This is a genomic window from Spirillospora sp. NPDC048823 (assembly GCF_043198445.1).
Classification (GTDB): Bacteria; Actinomycetota; Actinomycetes; order Streptosporangiales; family Streptosporangiaceae; genus Spirillospora.
The window spans coordinates 152,332-165,338 of sequence record NZ_JBICUT010000017.1 but is presented as its reverse complement, the minus strand read 5'-3'; the positions used below and the strand labels follow the sequence as shown (position 1 = coordinate 165,338).

Below are 13,007 nucleotides of genomic sequence, written 5' to 3'. Positions count from 1 at the left end.
AGATGAGAGCCCGTTACAGGCCGGATGCCGCGGTGCGGATCGTGGGCAATTTGGCGTACAGGGCCTCGCCGGGGCATTCGGTGGCGAAGCCGTCGCGGTGTCCGGAGATGGCGTTGAAGGCGACCTGGCTGCCGTAGGGGTACTTGCCGGCGCCGTCCGGTGCCTGGGAGGTCAGGGTGACCTTGCCGGCCGGGTTCTGGCCGACGATGCCGAGCTTCCATGCCGAGACCTTGGCGACGGTGTCCAGGACCGCTTGGGCGGGGGCCACGCTGATGTGGGTGCCGAGCACGGCCACGCCGGTGGTGTCGGTGTTGAACCCGTAAGTGTGGGCGCCGTGCACGGGCCGCTCCACCCCGCCGGCCCGTCCCTCGAACAGGGTGCCGCACTTGTCGACCAGGAAGTTGTACCCGATGTCGTTCCAGCCGAGGCTCGTGACGTGGTAGGTGAAGATCGACCGGATCACCTGCGGTGACTGGTCGCAGGTGTAGGCGTTGCCGGTGTCGGTGTGGTGGACGAACACGGCCTTGACGGACTGGTCGTAGTCGGGCGCCTCCTTCACCAGCGACTCGTCCGCACCCCAGTGGGCACGGGAGGTGATCGCCGGACGCGGAGCCGGGTCCGCGGTGGTCTCGGTCGGGCTGGGCGACGGGGGCGCGGGCGCGCTCGGAGACGTCGTCGGGCTCGGGGACTGCGACGCCGTCGGTGTGGCCGAGGCGGTGGGTTCCGCGGCGGTCGGTGTCGGGCTGGGTGTCCGGCTCGGCGTGGGGGTCTCCGGAGCGGGCGACGCGGATGCGATGGGCTCGGAGGCGGTCGGCGTGGGAGTGGGCGTCTCGCTCGGAGCGGAGGGGCTGGACGTCGGGCTCGGCGAGGCGGTGGGCGTCTCGGAGCCGGTGGGCGACGGGTCGTCGGGCGTCGCGGTGGGCGTCGCGGTGCCCGTCGGGCCGTGCGGGCCCTTGGTGTGGGTCTTCTTCGGGCCGGCGTGCGTAGGACGGCCGCGCCCCTTGCCTCCCGGGTCGACCAGGTCGACCCGCAACCCGTCGGGGAGCTCGCTGCCGGCGCGGCCCAAAACCCGCACTTCGACGCCGTCGGACGGCCCGACCCATAGCGGCGTGGTGCCGCCGCGCGATCCGGAACTCTCCGGCGAACGGGAGTCGGGGGCGTCACCGCCGTCCGTTTCCAGCTTCTGCCACGGCGACCAGGCACCGGTGCCGGCGGAGCGGGTCCTGATCGCCACCGCGCCCTTCAGGTCGGCGCGTACCGCTTCCCAGGTGATGCCGAGCATGCTGAACGACTCGGTCCCGGTGCCGGGAATCCCCGCGGCCGGACGTCCTTTCGCCCAGGGGGCCTTTCCCTGCCCGTGCAGTGCGATGGTGCGCACTTCGCCCTTGACGGGCGCCATGTTCGAGGCGGGTGAGGACGATGTTTCCGCGGGACGCGCCATTCCGTAGGTCACGGCCCCCGCCACGGCCACCGCCCCCGCGGTGGACAGCACGGCCACGCGGCCCCGGGTACTTCCGAACACGACAAAACCTCCAACGATGCCCGACTAAAATTTTCCCCCCGGAAAACGATGGCGAGGACATTAACAGATTCGTCCGCCGGAAACGCGGGCTCCGGCCATCGGCGCGGACCACCGCCGCTACAGCTCCCCCCTTAGGGGATCGCACATAATCCGAGGTCAGAGTCATGTCGTGCTCGGGAGTGTGACACGTCGCCGGCGTCTGACGCTGTCTAAAGAAGGAGGCTTGCACCCGCGAGTCGAATGGTATTGGCTTTCGCGGTCAATCGGCCGCGAGAAGTGGGCCAAAGAAATCTGCTCAACTTCGCTGAAATCGGCTCTGCCGAGCAGCCACACCATCTTTGGATACATTCCGTTGCCATTAATACCTGGAGCGTGTTCGTGGCGATTCTCGTCGTCGGCCTCGAAAGGGCCAGGGGTCAGGGTTTCGCGCGCCGGGTGCCATAAAGGTGCACCAGGCCGCGGGTCACGGCGGCCGGCCACCAGGGGGTGGGCCGAACGGGGCCTCGCGCGGCGATGCTGCTTCGGAGTCCTGTGGATCCGTCCGGGCTCCGCGCGGGGTGCGGAATCATTGGCGGATGCTGACGGGGAGGCCGGGACGGTGGCCGGGGTGCCCGCCGCGCGCACCTCGTTCGTCGGACGTGGCGCGGAGCTGGCGGAGATCGAGTCCGCCGCCGGCCGGGCGCGGCTGGTGACGCTCCTCGGCCCCGGCGGGGCCGGCAAGTCGCGACTGGCGGCGGCCGCGACCGGCGCGCCCGCGGAGCGGGCCTCCTCCGCCTTGACGGGTCGCCCTCCGCGCCGCGGTCGGCCCGGAAGGCCCGGTCCGGCTCGCCGGGCAACGTCTTCTGCGTCGTGGACCTGAGCAAGGCCCCGTCCGGGACGAGCTGACCCGCCGGACAGGGCCGTCCCGTGTCGTCTGCGGTCGTGATCTGCGGGTCCGCCCGGCGGGGCGTGGCCGAGGTCTGCGGTGAGCCGCTCTGGGCCGCGCGGTCAGTCCGTTTCGGGCGGGTTGTTGAGGGTGCGGTAGCGGTCCAGGACGCGTTCCAGCTCGCGCCGGTCGCGTTTGGTGGGACGGCCCGCTCCGCGTTCGCGGCGGCCGACCGGGATCAGCGCCTCGCGCGGCGGCGGGGGCGGGCTCTTGTCGATGAGGCATTCGGCGGCGGCGGGCGCCCCGACCCGCTTGCGGATGATCTTCTGGACGACGACGATCCGCTCCCGTCCGTCGTGGCGGAGCCGGATCTCGTCACCGGGCTTCACCGCGGTGGACGGTTTGGCCCGCTCGTCGTTCACGCGGACGTGGCCCGCGCGGCAGGCGGTGGTCGCCATTGAGCGGGTCTTCAGCAGGCGCACGGACCAGAGCCACAGATCGACCCGCACCGTCCCCTCGTCGCCCATGTGTTCCATGATGTCACTCCGGCGCGGGTGCCCGGTTGGCGGTGATCCAGGCGTCGGCGCGTTCCCACTGCGTGTACAGCCAGTCGGTGCGGGCGTCGCGGTCGGCGGGGACGTCCTCGGCGGGGATCCGCCACCAGTGGGCGTGGACGACGCCGGTGAGCGGGACGCGCCGCCAGATGTCGCCCGCGGTGGTCATGTGGTCGAGGCCGATGTGCGCGACGAACACGACGTCGGCGGACGGGGCGAAGTCGAGGGCGGCCAGTACCCCGCCGGGCCGCGGCGGCATCAGGTTCCGCATCCGGGTCGCGCGTTCCGCCTCGTCGGCGCGGCGGAGCCGGGCCAGCCGCCGGATCGCGCGCCGCCGCCGTTCCGGGGTGAAGTTGCCGCCCTCGGGGAAGATGACGAGGGCGTCGCGGGGGCCGAGGCCGGAGGCGAGGCGGCCGATGTCGTCGATGGCGCGGCCGCCGGGCGTGACGAACACGTTCGGCATGCGGTTCGCCGCGATGTCGATGCAGGGGTCGAGTTGGAGCTGCGCCTTCATGACCACGCGGGGCCGCCGCCGGTAGTCGGCGAGCAGATGGTGGACGAGGAGGAGCGCGTCGCCTGGGCCCGCGTGCCGGCTGAGGACGATCAGCGGGCGGTCCTCGCCCGCCGTCCCGGTCTCGGTTTCGCCCTCGATCTCCACGCGGAGGCCCAGGCGCCGCTCCGCGACCGCGTACAGGCCGGCGACGTAGCGGCGGATGATGTCGTAGTGCCGGTCGTCGCGGGCCCGGCGCCGGCACCACAGCCATCCGCATTCCACGACGGCGACCGACTCCCGCGTCCCCCACGCCAGCGTGAACCACAGCAGCCGGGCGACGCGTCTGCGGTCGCGTCCCAGGACGATCGCCAGCGGGTAGGCGACCGGGAACACCACGACGACCAGCACGGTGAGGACGAACAGCAGCGGAGTGAGGAGGAGGCGGCGGACGAAGGGGGGAGGAAGCATCTCACGCTCGTTCTTCGAGGTACTCCAAGGATGCCTGGTAGGCGCGCTCGATGTGAGCGCGGATTCCCGACAGGTTCCGGTACCGCATCTGGGCGAGGTCGACCCCGGCCTTCTGCGGTCTGCCGCCCGCGGGGAGGACGTGCACGTCCAGACCGTCCGGCAGGCTCGACATCTCCTCGAAGAAGCGGTGCCGCCGCGCGATCTCGAACGCGACCATGCCGACCTCCCACGGCCGGCGCGGCGGCGCCAGGTCGCGCTCGATGCGCCCGACGTGCAGGACGTAGATGGTGGTGGCGCCGAGCATGACGGCGCGGCCGACCGGGATGCTGTGCACGAGACCGCCGTCGAAGTAGTGCCGGTCCCCGATCCGGACGGGCGGGAGCAGCCCCGGCGCGGCGGACGAGGCCAGCACCGCCGGGATGAGCGGCCCGCCGGTGAACCAGTGCGCCATCGCCGTCTCGATCCCGGCGGCGACGCACTGGAACGGGACGGCCAGTTCCTCGAACGTCTCGACGGGCAGCAGTTCGCCGAGCATCCGGCGCAGCGGCTCGTTCGAGTGCAGGTGGGTACCGGAGCGGGCGAGCGTCCACAGCCGCGCCCAGACGCGGGCGCCGAACACGTCGCGGACGGAGTCGTCCGCCCACAGGCCGGTGAGCCGCTCGACCGCCGTGCCCGGGTCGGCGGCGACGAACGCGCCGTTCAGCGCACCGATCGACGTCCCCACGACGACGTCGGGGTGGACGCCGTGCTCCTGCAGCGCCCGCAACATGCCGACCTCGTGCGCGCCGAGCACGCCACCGCCTCCGAGCACGAACGCGACCCGCGGCTCACGATCCACCCGCCCTCCTTCGAACGCTGAGGGCAGCCTCTCCAGCGAAACCGGCGGTAAACGGCGTGAACCCGGCGTTTCCACGTGATCTGCGTGATCCGGCGAAGGAAGCGGGCCGGCCGCCTTGGGTGGTGGGCGGCCGGCCCGTCATCCGGATGGGCGTGGCTCAGTGGCGGTGGTGGCCGCGGCGGGTCCGCAGACCGTGGCCGTAGGGGAACAGCGGGTCGTAGTTCCGGTCGCCGACGTTGACGGGTTCCTGGTCCTCGCTGCGGGGCCAGCTCACCGGGAGGCGGCCCTTGAACGGACGCTTGCCGAACAGGACGTCGGAGACGCCCGCGCCCTCACTGCCGGGCAGCCAGGACATGACGAACGCGTCCATGTCCGGAAGCCGGTCGGTGACGATCTGCGGCCGGCCCGCGACGTCGAGGACGACGCAGGTCTCGATCGCGCCGCACACCTTGTCGATGTTGGCCTTGTCGGCGTCGGACAGGTTCAGCGTGTGCCCGTTGCCGACATCGCCGACGCCCTCGGCGTAGGGCGTCTCGCCGATCACGACGATGCCGACGTCACTGCCCGACATCGGCGCGGACGCGTCCTCGCTGTAGGTGACGTGCCCGGAGTTCTGCTTGATGCCCTCCAGGATCGTCGTGCCGGGGATGATGTCGCCGGACTGCCCCTGCCACGTGACCGTCCAGCCGCCGGCCTGGTTGCCGATGTCGTCGGCGTTGGTGCCCGCGACGTAGATCTCCTCGTTGCGCCTCAGCGGCAGCGCGCGGCCGGAGTTCTTCAGCAGGACCTGCGACTCGGCGACGGCCTGCCGGGCGACCGCGCGGTGCGCCGGGGAGCCGATCGTGCCGGCGTGCCTGCGGTCGGTGTACGGCTTCTCGAACAGGCCGAGTTCGAACTTGGCTGTCAGGATGCGGCTGACGGCGTCGTCGACGCGCGACTCCCGCACGCGTCCCGCGCGGACCTCGGCGAGCAGCGTCTCGACGAACTGCGGGGCGCTGTAGGGCTCCATGAACATGTCGACGCCGGCGTTGACGGACGTCCGGACCTGGGTGGCGTAGTCGCCGGGGATCTGCTGGATGGCCGCCCAGTCGCTGATGAGGAAGCCGTCGAAGCCGATCTTCTTCTTGAGGACGTCGGTCAGCAGCTCCTTGTGCGCGTGCATCTTGACGGGGTTGCCGACGCCGTCCTCCTTCCAGTCCACGCTGGAGAACGACGGCATGATGCTGCCGACGTCGTACTTCTGCACGGCCACGGCGTACGGCGACAGGTCGATCTTCGCGAACGCCCGGCGGTCGGTGACCGTGACGCCCTGGTCGATGGTGTAGGTCCCGGTGGTGGACGAGCCGAACACCGTGTCGCCGTCACCGGCGTAGTGCTTGGCCGTCGCCAGGACGTGCCTGGGGCTCTTCAGGTCCCGCTTGTGGCGGCCTTGGAAACCCTCGATGCCGGTCTCCATCTCGATGACGAGCCTCGGGTCCTCGCCGTAGGCCTCGTAGGCACGGCCCCAGCGCATGTCACGGACGACGCAGATGCACGGCCCGAATATCCATTGCGGCCCGGTCGCCCTGGTCTCCGTGGCCGTGATCTGCTGCTGCCGGCGGACCAGGTCGGGGTTGCGGGTCGCGCCCATCGCGATGTTGTGCGGGAACACGGTCGCGCCGACGAGGTTGTTGTGGCCGTGCACGGAGTCGATCCCGTACAGCAGCGGGATCTTCAACCGGGTGGCGAGCGCCTTCGACTGGTAGGCGTCCACCATGTCCGCCCAGCCCTCGGGGGTGTTGTCGGCCGGCACGGAACCGCCGCCCGACAGCACGGAGCCGAGCGCCAGTTCCGTGATCTGGTCGCGGTCCCCGTCGATGGCGCCGCGTTCGGCCTGCGTCATCTGGCCGACCTTCTCCTCCAGGGTCATGCGGCCGAGCAGGTCGCCGACCCGCTTGGAGACGGGGAGCCGCTGGTTCAGGTAGGGGGCGTCGTCCGGGGGTGCCTGGGGAGCGGCGGCCAGCGCGGGTTGCGCCGCGATGGCCGACGGGAGGGCGGCGATGGTCGCGAGCGCGACCAGTGACCGCCCGATCCGGGAGCTGATGACGCGTCTGTGGGGGTGTCGCAAGTCGTCCCTCCTGGGTCTCTTCGAGGACGCCGCGCGGACCGGCGGACCGCGCGCCGGGGCCCGGGGTCATGGCTCGCCCGGACGGCCATGACCCCTGCACCGGTGACGTCGTCACCCAGGAACCTCTACTGCTCCCGCTTATCTGTCAAGAAACCTAAATATTGATGCCCGCGGCCCGTGGAAACCGTGAAAAGGGGGGTTGACGGTGATCGACTCCACACGTTCCGTCAGTTCCGCGGACGGCGCTGGTCAGACGGGGTGGAAGATCATCCAGCCTTTTCCGGCCGCCCGCCGGGGCGCCCCGCACGCGGGCGGGCGGCGGCCCCGTCCGGCACCATCCGGCACCGTGGCCACACTCGGCCGCGTTCCCGGCCGCGCCCGGCATCGGGCGGCCGGGCGCCCGGCCGGTCGGCGGGTGGGCGACTCGGCCGGGCGCGTCGTGATCCGGTGCGTCTCCGGTGCGGCGAGAGGCTACTTCGGCAGGTCGCCGCGGCCTCCGCGGCCGGTCTCCCGCCCGGTCCCGGTCTCCTCGTCGCGCGTGACCTCGACGCGCTCCTTGCGGAGTTCGCCGCGGACCGTCTGCTCGTCCTGCACCTGCTCGGTGCGGACCCGGATGCGCTCGACCGGGACGGTCTCCTTGGCGATGACCGGGCGCTCCTCGTAGAGGATGATCTCCAGGTCGTCCTCGGAGAGCGACACCTCCGGGCTCGGCTCGCCGCCCGTGATCGGCTCGCGGTCGATCCTGAGCTCCTCGTGCGAGACGGGGATCGTGCGCTCGACCATCTCGGTCTCGACCCACTTGTGCACACGGACGTGGCCCGCCTCGTGCCGTTCGGTGCCGATGCGCATCCGCTCCTCCGACCGCGTGATCTCGGTCATCGGGGCCTCCGCGCCCTCGCGCGCCGACTGCGGCGGCATGGCCTGCCGCTCCTGCTTGCCCTTCTCGGGACGTACGGCCATCCCGGCGGCGCCCGCGGCGCCCGCGGCGCCCGCGGCGCCGGCCGCGCCGGCCTTCCCTGCGGCGCCCTGCGTGCCCGCCTTGCCCTCGTCCTTGCGCTCGGCCTTGGCCTCGGTGCCGGTCAAGCGGCGGTCGCCCGTCGTCCCCTGCTCTGCGGTGCCCGTCTCGCCCGTGCGGCGGCCGCCCGGGGGACGGACGCCGTAGTGCCGGTACAGGTCCACGATCTGGGCATGCGACAGGTGCTCGTCCGCGTCCACGTTCGGAGCGCCCTTGATGGTCTCCTTGTCGTACGGGACCTGCAGCATGTCCTGGTTCTTGCGTCCCCCGGACAGGGGGACGAAGCTCTCCCTCATCCCGAACCATCCGGTGTGCACCGTCACCCACTCCGGCGCCCCGGAGTCGTCGTTGAGGTACACCTGCTTGATCGTGCCGACCTTCGTCCCGTTGGTGTCGGTCACGCTCATGCCCATCAGTTCCCGCACCTGCGTCTGCGCCTGCACGTTGAACACCTCCGCTTCCGTGAAACGCTGCCGGACGGCGAGGAGTTGGGGGAGGCGGGGGAGCCCGCCACTCGGTAGCGGTGAATCTCGGTCGGACGTCGGCGACACCGGCGTCCTTGTTCTGTTGATCCCGAGTTGCCGGATTACCTGCTGAGTTTCCGAATAGGGTGTCGATAAACCCGTTTACACGATTGTGGTGAACGATTTACCGAAGACTTACCCCCGCCTCCGCGAGACATCTCCGGCATTTTCCAGCGGCACATATCCGTCGCACCCCATTTGCGGACGACGCAAGGCCCATGATGGTGATCATTTTAGAAAGCGGCGGTTTCCTTTTCCGCGGAGCGCGCAACACTGCGAAAGGACGTTCCCACACATCGGAGAACTGCTATGCACGGATTCTCACGCGCGTCCCGGCCGGCGGCGGTGGCGGCGGTGGCGGTCGCCTCAGCCCTCGCGTGCACGGCCGGGGCCGGGACCGGGACCGCCGTGGCGGCCGGGCGCTCTCCCGCCTGGTGCAAGCCCGGCGGCACCCTGTCCGCCCGCGCGATGCCGCAGCGGGTCAAGATCGCCGACTGCGACCTGCGCGGCCGGGCCGTGCGCGGCGCGAACGGGCTCACCGCGACCGTCCCGGCCGACGGGACCTCGCTGGTCGCGCACGCGCTGCGCACCACCGGCGGCGCCGAACTGCGCATCGAGGTCGACGGACGCGCGGGCGAGATCACCATCACCACGCGGGGCGGGCGGGTGCCCGAGGGCAGGCCGCGAGGATCCCGTGCGCCGCTGGATCCCTGCGAGGACGGCGTGCACCGCCTCGAACCCAGCAGGTGGCCGAAGGGCTCCACGGTCCAGTGGCGCTACCACCCGGGGACGAACGGGCTGCCCATGACCGGCATCACCCGGGGCATCTCCAACATGGTCGACGCCCGCACCGAATGCGGCGGCGGCCGGTTCACGCCGCGGCCGGACATCGGCCAGGGCTACGCGGGACGATCGGGCAGCGCCCCGAACATCACCGGGAAGGCCGCCTGCGGGACCCGGAACCGGGTCAACACGTTCGGCTGGCTTCCCATGACCGGCACGGAGACCAACGTCCTCGCGGCGACCTGCATCTGGTTCCGGGACAGGACGACGGTCGAGACCGACATGGCCCTGCAGGAGGAAGGAAAGAAGTGGTGGTCGGGCGGGACGTGCTCACCCGGAAGCTACTCGGTCGAGGCGGTCGCGACGCATGAGGCGGGGCATGTCCTCGGCCTCGCCCACGTCGAAGGGGCCGACCACTCCGGCCTCACGATGGCGCCGTCCATCGGGTCGTGCGACAACGGCCCCGCCACCCTCGGCAAGGGCGACTACGACGGTCTGATCGCCCTCTACGGCGGACGCTGAGCGGCGGCGGTCGGCGCGCGCCGTCCAGCGTCCGGCCATCACGATCAGGGTCAGCGGATGCGCTTCTTGTGGTGAAGCGTGCCGATGACGACGAGCCGGCGCCGGTCCGACCCCTTCGGGGTGCAGGTGATCAGCGTGATGTACTCGCCGTCGGGCGCGCTGCGCCGCTTGAAGGGCACCGGCTCCAGGACGCTCCGGTCCCTCGGCTTGATGACGTGCATGCTCCGCGCCTTGTAGACATAGGCCGTCCTGCCGACCCACAGGACGATCCGGTCGCCGCGCCGCATCCTGTCGAGCTGGTTGAACGGGGCGAGATGGGTCGTCCGGTGGCCGAGCAGCACCGTGTTGCCCTCGTGTCCCGGCAGGGCCGTCCTCGGATAATGCCCGACGGCACGCCGCAGCACCGAGCCGCCGACGCCTTCCCTGACCTTCACCTTCAAGCCCATCCGCTTGATCCGGATGCGCGCGATCACCGCACCCTTCTTCGGCCGGGCGGGAGCGGCGGCCCGAGCGGACGCGGCCGCCGTCTCCGCCTGCGCGTGCGTCTCCGCCTGCGCCTGCGGGACGCCGAGGACCGGCAGGCCGCAGCACGCGGCCAGGGCCGCGGCGGCGAGGGACTTGCGATCGAGCATGGTTCACCTCCATCGGTCTGAATTCCGCCGGCGGGAAGTCCGGCCGGCGGGAAATCCCCGCTGACGGCAAAGGGGGCGGCACGTCTGCCGCCCCCTTTGCCTCACCTCATCGGCCGCGGATCGTCACCCGCGCCGATTCGATGTCTTCAGGAGTTCAGGACCGGGGAGCCGACCTTGACCGGCAGGCCCCCGTCCGTCGGCAGCTTCGGGCCGATGTGCCCCGGCTTGACGTCCACGCCCGGCACCGTCACCGGCGCGGACCGCTTGAGCGAGTCCACGAATCCCTGCACGGCGGGCAGGCCGTCCGCGCTCCGGTAGTCGGGGGCCGACCGCGCCATGCGGGAGCCGTTGGCCCGCATCGTCGACGGCAGCTTCTTCTTCCCGGCGGCGGGCCTCTTCTTGGACGGCTTGTAGACCTTCTCCTTCTTCGGTGTCCGCATGGTGGGCGGCAGCTCGTCGGGCCCGTCCCCGACCGATGCGCCGCCCTTGCACTGCGCCTGCGCCAGGCCCAGGACGGCGACGGCGTTGCCGCACACGTTCACCGGGATGCTTATCGGCGCGTACACCTGGTTTCCGCCCAGGATGCTGAAGTTCCCGGAGGTCTTCATCTTCGGGTCCCTGGTGGCACTGCGCTCGACGGACGCGCCGCCCTTGCACTGCGCCTGCGCGGCCCCGAGCACCGAGGCGGCGTTGCCGCACACGTTCACGGGGACGCTGATCGGCGCGTACACCTGGTTTCCGCCCAGGATGCTGAAGTTCCCGGAGGTCTGCATGCCCCCGCCGCCGCCGTTGCCGCCCCAGCCGCCGTCGTCACCCCAGCCGTAGCTCCGGTAGCCCTGGCCCGAGTCGTAGTGGGAGCCCTTCCCACCGGACGAGACGCTGGCACCGCCCTTGCACTGGGCCTTGCTGAGCCCGATGATCGCGATGGCGTTGCCGCAGACGTCCACCGGAATGCTGATCGGCGCCTTGATCTGGTTGCCACCGCCGATCGAGAAGTTGCCGGAGGTCTGCATGCCGTCGCCGCCGCCGTGCCGGGCGCCCTCGACCGCGGCCCCGCCCTTCGACTGGGCCTGCGACGCCCCCAGCGCGGCGGCGGCGTTGCCGCTCGCCTCGATCGGGATGGAGATCGGGGTCTCCAGCTGGTTGCCGCCCAGCACGCTGAAGTTGCCGGACGTCGTGTCGGCGCTCGCGACCGCGCCGGAGCCGAAGGCGGCTCCGACGGCGACGGCGCCCGCGGCCACCAGGGCGGCGCGGCCGGTGTTCCTTGCCCACATGCGCATTTGTGTTGCTCCTGTCCTGTTTCGCGATTCGGTGAATCGGTGGTGATCGCTGCGCGGCACCGTCCGGGTGAGCGCAGCTCGCAGCGGCCGGGCGAGGCCGTTGCCGATGGAGAAGGTCAGATGGGAAGCGATCACTTCGGTGATCGGGGACGGGCGGCGCGCCTCAAATCGCGCGGGCCGTCCGGGGACCGGCCGATCCGGCCGGCCGGGGGTTGCTAGTCCGGGACGACCGACGGGCCGCCGGGCGCGGACAGGTCGGTCAGCGCCGTGCGGTGGAAGGTGCCGGACTCCACGGCGGACGGCGCCGCCGGGTACCGGCCGCCGCGAAGGTCGGCGACCGGTGAGAACGGATGGCCGCCGTTGCCGCCGCTCCGCGGGTTGTCCTGCCCCGAGGGCAGCACGGGACCGGGAAGGTGCCCGTTCCCCTGGCATCCCCGGCAGTGGCCCGGCTTCCGGTCCCCCGCGAAGGCGTCGGGCGTGGGCGGCGAATGACCGCTGCGGGCGGCCGTGCCGGAGCCGGGCGCCGCCGCCTCGTCGTCTGCCTGTGCCTCGTTGCCCGCCTGCGCCTCGTCCTCCGCCGCCGGCTGCTCCCCGGCGTCGGGCAGCAGCCCCTTGTCCAGGACCGGCCGCGGCCCCGCGATGTCGTGGACGAGACCGTCCACGAGGGGTGCGTCCTGCCGGACGCGGGGCAGCCGCACGCGCGGGACGCCGGCCGCGTCGGCCAGCTCCCTCACCTGCCGGACGGTCCGGTCCTTGCGCTCGAACACGTCATGCCGCCGCGCCTGAAGGAACCGCACGGGGTGATCCCCGATCTCCTGCACACGGTCCGGCACGTCACGGAGGTCACCCTCCCAGGAGCCGGCATGCCGCAGCGGACGGTCGCCGATCTCGCGCACACGTCCGGGCACATCGCGAAGATCGTGCTCCCAGGGGCCGGTCCGGATCGTGCTGTCCGGATGCGTCGGCCGCTGTGCCGCGGACGCGGATGCGGATTCGCTCAGTGCGGACAGGGCGAGCCAGCCCGCGAACGCGAATCCGGCGATGGCCATCAGGCGCACGAGAACCGGGACGAGGGCACGCCGCGGCCGACCCTGGGGGCTTATCGCCCCGCGCTGGATCGGTGCGGGCTGCACTGCCGGTTCTCTCCTCGCGTCGGCGTCCGGATCTGGTCCGGCCGGGCTCGAACGTAGCACCGTGAAACACGTGATCAAGAAGCCATTGTTCTGTCGTCCGGCGTGTCTTCGGATCATTTACCGGCGCATGAATTCCCGTTTTACCGCGGGCGGGATTCCGGCCGCACGATGACTCCTTTGTCGGGCTTTGAAGTTCTGCCCGGTTCCGGACCGCCGGGCGCGGGCGCGGGCGGTCGGCATTCATGCGGAGTTCGGGAGAAGCATGGCGAAC

The 13,007-nt window shown here is 71.5% G+C and carries 10 protein-coding genes; 1 reads left to right on the top strand and 9 read right to left on the bottom strand.

Annotation, left to right across the window (positions count from 1 at the left end):
* Positions 1-13 precede the first annotated feature (13 nt).
* The 6 genes from ACGFK0_RS31365 to ACGFK0_RS31340 all read right to left on the bottom strand — a co-directional run bounded on the left by ACGFK0_RS31365 (position 14) and on the right by ACGFK0_RS31340 (position 8,314).
* Positions 14-1,522 (bottom strand): peptidoglycan recognition protein, encoded by a 1,509-nt coding sequence (locus ACGFK0_RS31365; protein ID WP_392911411.1) that lies wholly within the window; start codon positions 1,520-1,522, stop codon positions 14-16.
* Positions 1,523-2,509: 987 nt separating this feature from the next.
* Positions 2,510-2,923, bottom strand: a complete 414-nt coding sequence (locus ACGFK0_RS31360) for an RNA-binding S4 domain-containing protein (RefSeq protein WP_392911408.1) — start codon at positions 2,921-2,923, stop codon at positions 2,510-2,512.
* Positions 2,924-2,927: 4 nt separating this feature from the next.
* Positions 2,928-3,902, bottom strand: a complete 975-nt coding sequence (locus tag ACGFK0_RS31355; RefSeq protein ID WP_392911406.1) for a 1-acyl-sn-glycerol-3-phosphate acyltransferase — start codon at positions 3,900-3,902, stop codon at positions 2,928-2,930.
* Between the two features lies 1 nt (position 3,903).
* The gene (locus tag ACGFK0_RS31350; RefSeq protein ID WP_392911404.1) at positions 3,904-4,740 is read right to left on the bottom strand and encodes a patatin-like phospholipase family protein; all 837 of its coding nucleotides are present in this window, start codon (positions 4,738-4,740) and stop codon (positions 3,904-3,906) included.
* A gap of 157 nt (positions 4,741-4,897) precedes the next feature.
* Positions 4,898-6,847 carry a glycoside hydrolase family 3 protein gene (locus ACGFK0_RS31345; protein WP_392911402.1) on the bottom strand — a complete coding sequence of 650 codons (1,950 nt, stop codon included), beginning with the start codon at positions 6,845-6,847 and terminating at the stop codon, positions 4,898-4,900.
* Between the two features lie 471 nt (positions 6,848-7,318).
* Positions 7,319-8,314 (bottom strand): PRC and DUF2382 domain-containing protein, encoded by a 996-nt coding sequence (locus ACGFK0_RS31340; RefSeq protein ID WP_392911400.1) that lies wholly within the window; start codon positions 8,312-8,314, stop codon positions 7,319-7,321.
* A 381-nt stretch (positions 8,315-8,695) separates the two neighbouring features.
* Here ACGFK0_RS31340 and ACGFK0_RS31335 point away from each other — a divergent pair, with 381 nt between their 5' ends.
* The gene (locus ACGFK0_RS31335; protein ID WP_392911398.1) at positions 8,696-9,691 is read left to right on the top strand and encodes a matrixin family metalloprotease; all 996 of its coding nucleotides are present in this window, start codon (positions 8,696-8,698) and stop codon (positions 9,689-9,691) included.
* 50 nt (positions 9,692-9,741) lie between these two features.
* Here the strand turns inward: ACGFK0_RS31335 and ACGFK0_RS31330 are convergent, their stop codons facing one another.
* The 3 genes from ACGFK0_RS31330 to ACGFK0_RS31320 form a co-directional block, all read right to left on the bottom strand.
* Positions 9,742-10,323: a class E sortase gene (locus ACGFK0_RS31330; RefSeq protein ID WP_392911396.1), complete on the bottom strand. Its 582-nt coding sequence runs from the start codon at positions 10,321-10,323 to the stop codon at positions 9,742-9,744.
* Positions 10,324-10,469: 146 nt separating this feature from the next.
* Positions 10,470-11,603 carry a chaplin family protein gene (locus ACGFK0_RS31325; RefSeq protein WP_392911393.1) on the bottom strand — a complete coding sequence of 378 codons (1,134 nt, stop codon included), beginning with the start codon at positions 11,601-11,603 and terminating at the stop codon, positions 10,470-10,472.
* A gap of 215 nt (positions 11,604-11,818) precedes the next feature.
* Positions 11,819-12,652, bottom strand: a complete 834-nt coding sequence (locus tag ACGFK0_RS31320) for a hypothetical protein (RefSeq protein WP_392911391.1) — start codon at positions 12,650-12,652, stop codon at positions 11,819-11,821.
* Positions 12,653-13,007 lie beyond the last annotated feature (355 nt).

Excerpts from the sequence above, each read along its gene's own strand:
- ACGFK0_RS31360 (WP_392911408.1), bottom strand. The coding sequence starts at position 2,923 with ATGGAACACATGGGCGACGAGGGGACGGTGCGGGTCGATCTGTGGCTC.
- ACGFK0_RS31355 (WP_392911406.1), bottom strand. The coding sequence starts at position 3,902 with ATGCTTCCTCCCCCCTTCGTCCGCCGCCTCCTCCTCACTCCGCTGCTG.
- ACGFK0_RS31335 (WP_392911398.1), top strand. The coding sequence starts at position 8,696 with ATGCACGGATTCTCACGCGCGTCCCGGCCGGCGGCGGTGGCGGCGGTG.
- ACGFK0_RS31330 (WP_392911396.1), bottom strand. The coding sequence starts at position 10,323 with ATGCTCGATCGCAAGTCCCTCGCCGCCGCGGCCCTGGCCGCGTGCTGC.
- ACGFK0_RS31325 (WP_392911393.1), bottom strand. The coding sequence starts at position 11,603 with ATGCGCATGTGGGCAAGGAACACCGGCCGCGCCGCCCTGGTGGCCGCG.
- ACGFK0_RS31320 (WP_392911391.1), bottom strand. The coding sequence starts at position 12,652 with ATGGCCATCGCCGGATTCGCGTTCGCGGGCTGGCTCGCCCTGTCCGCA.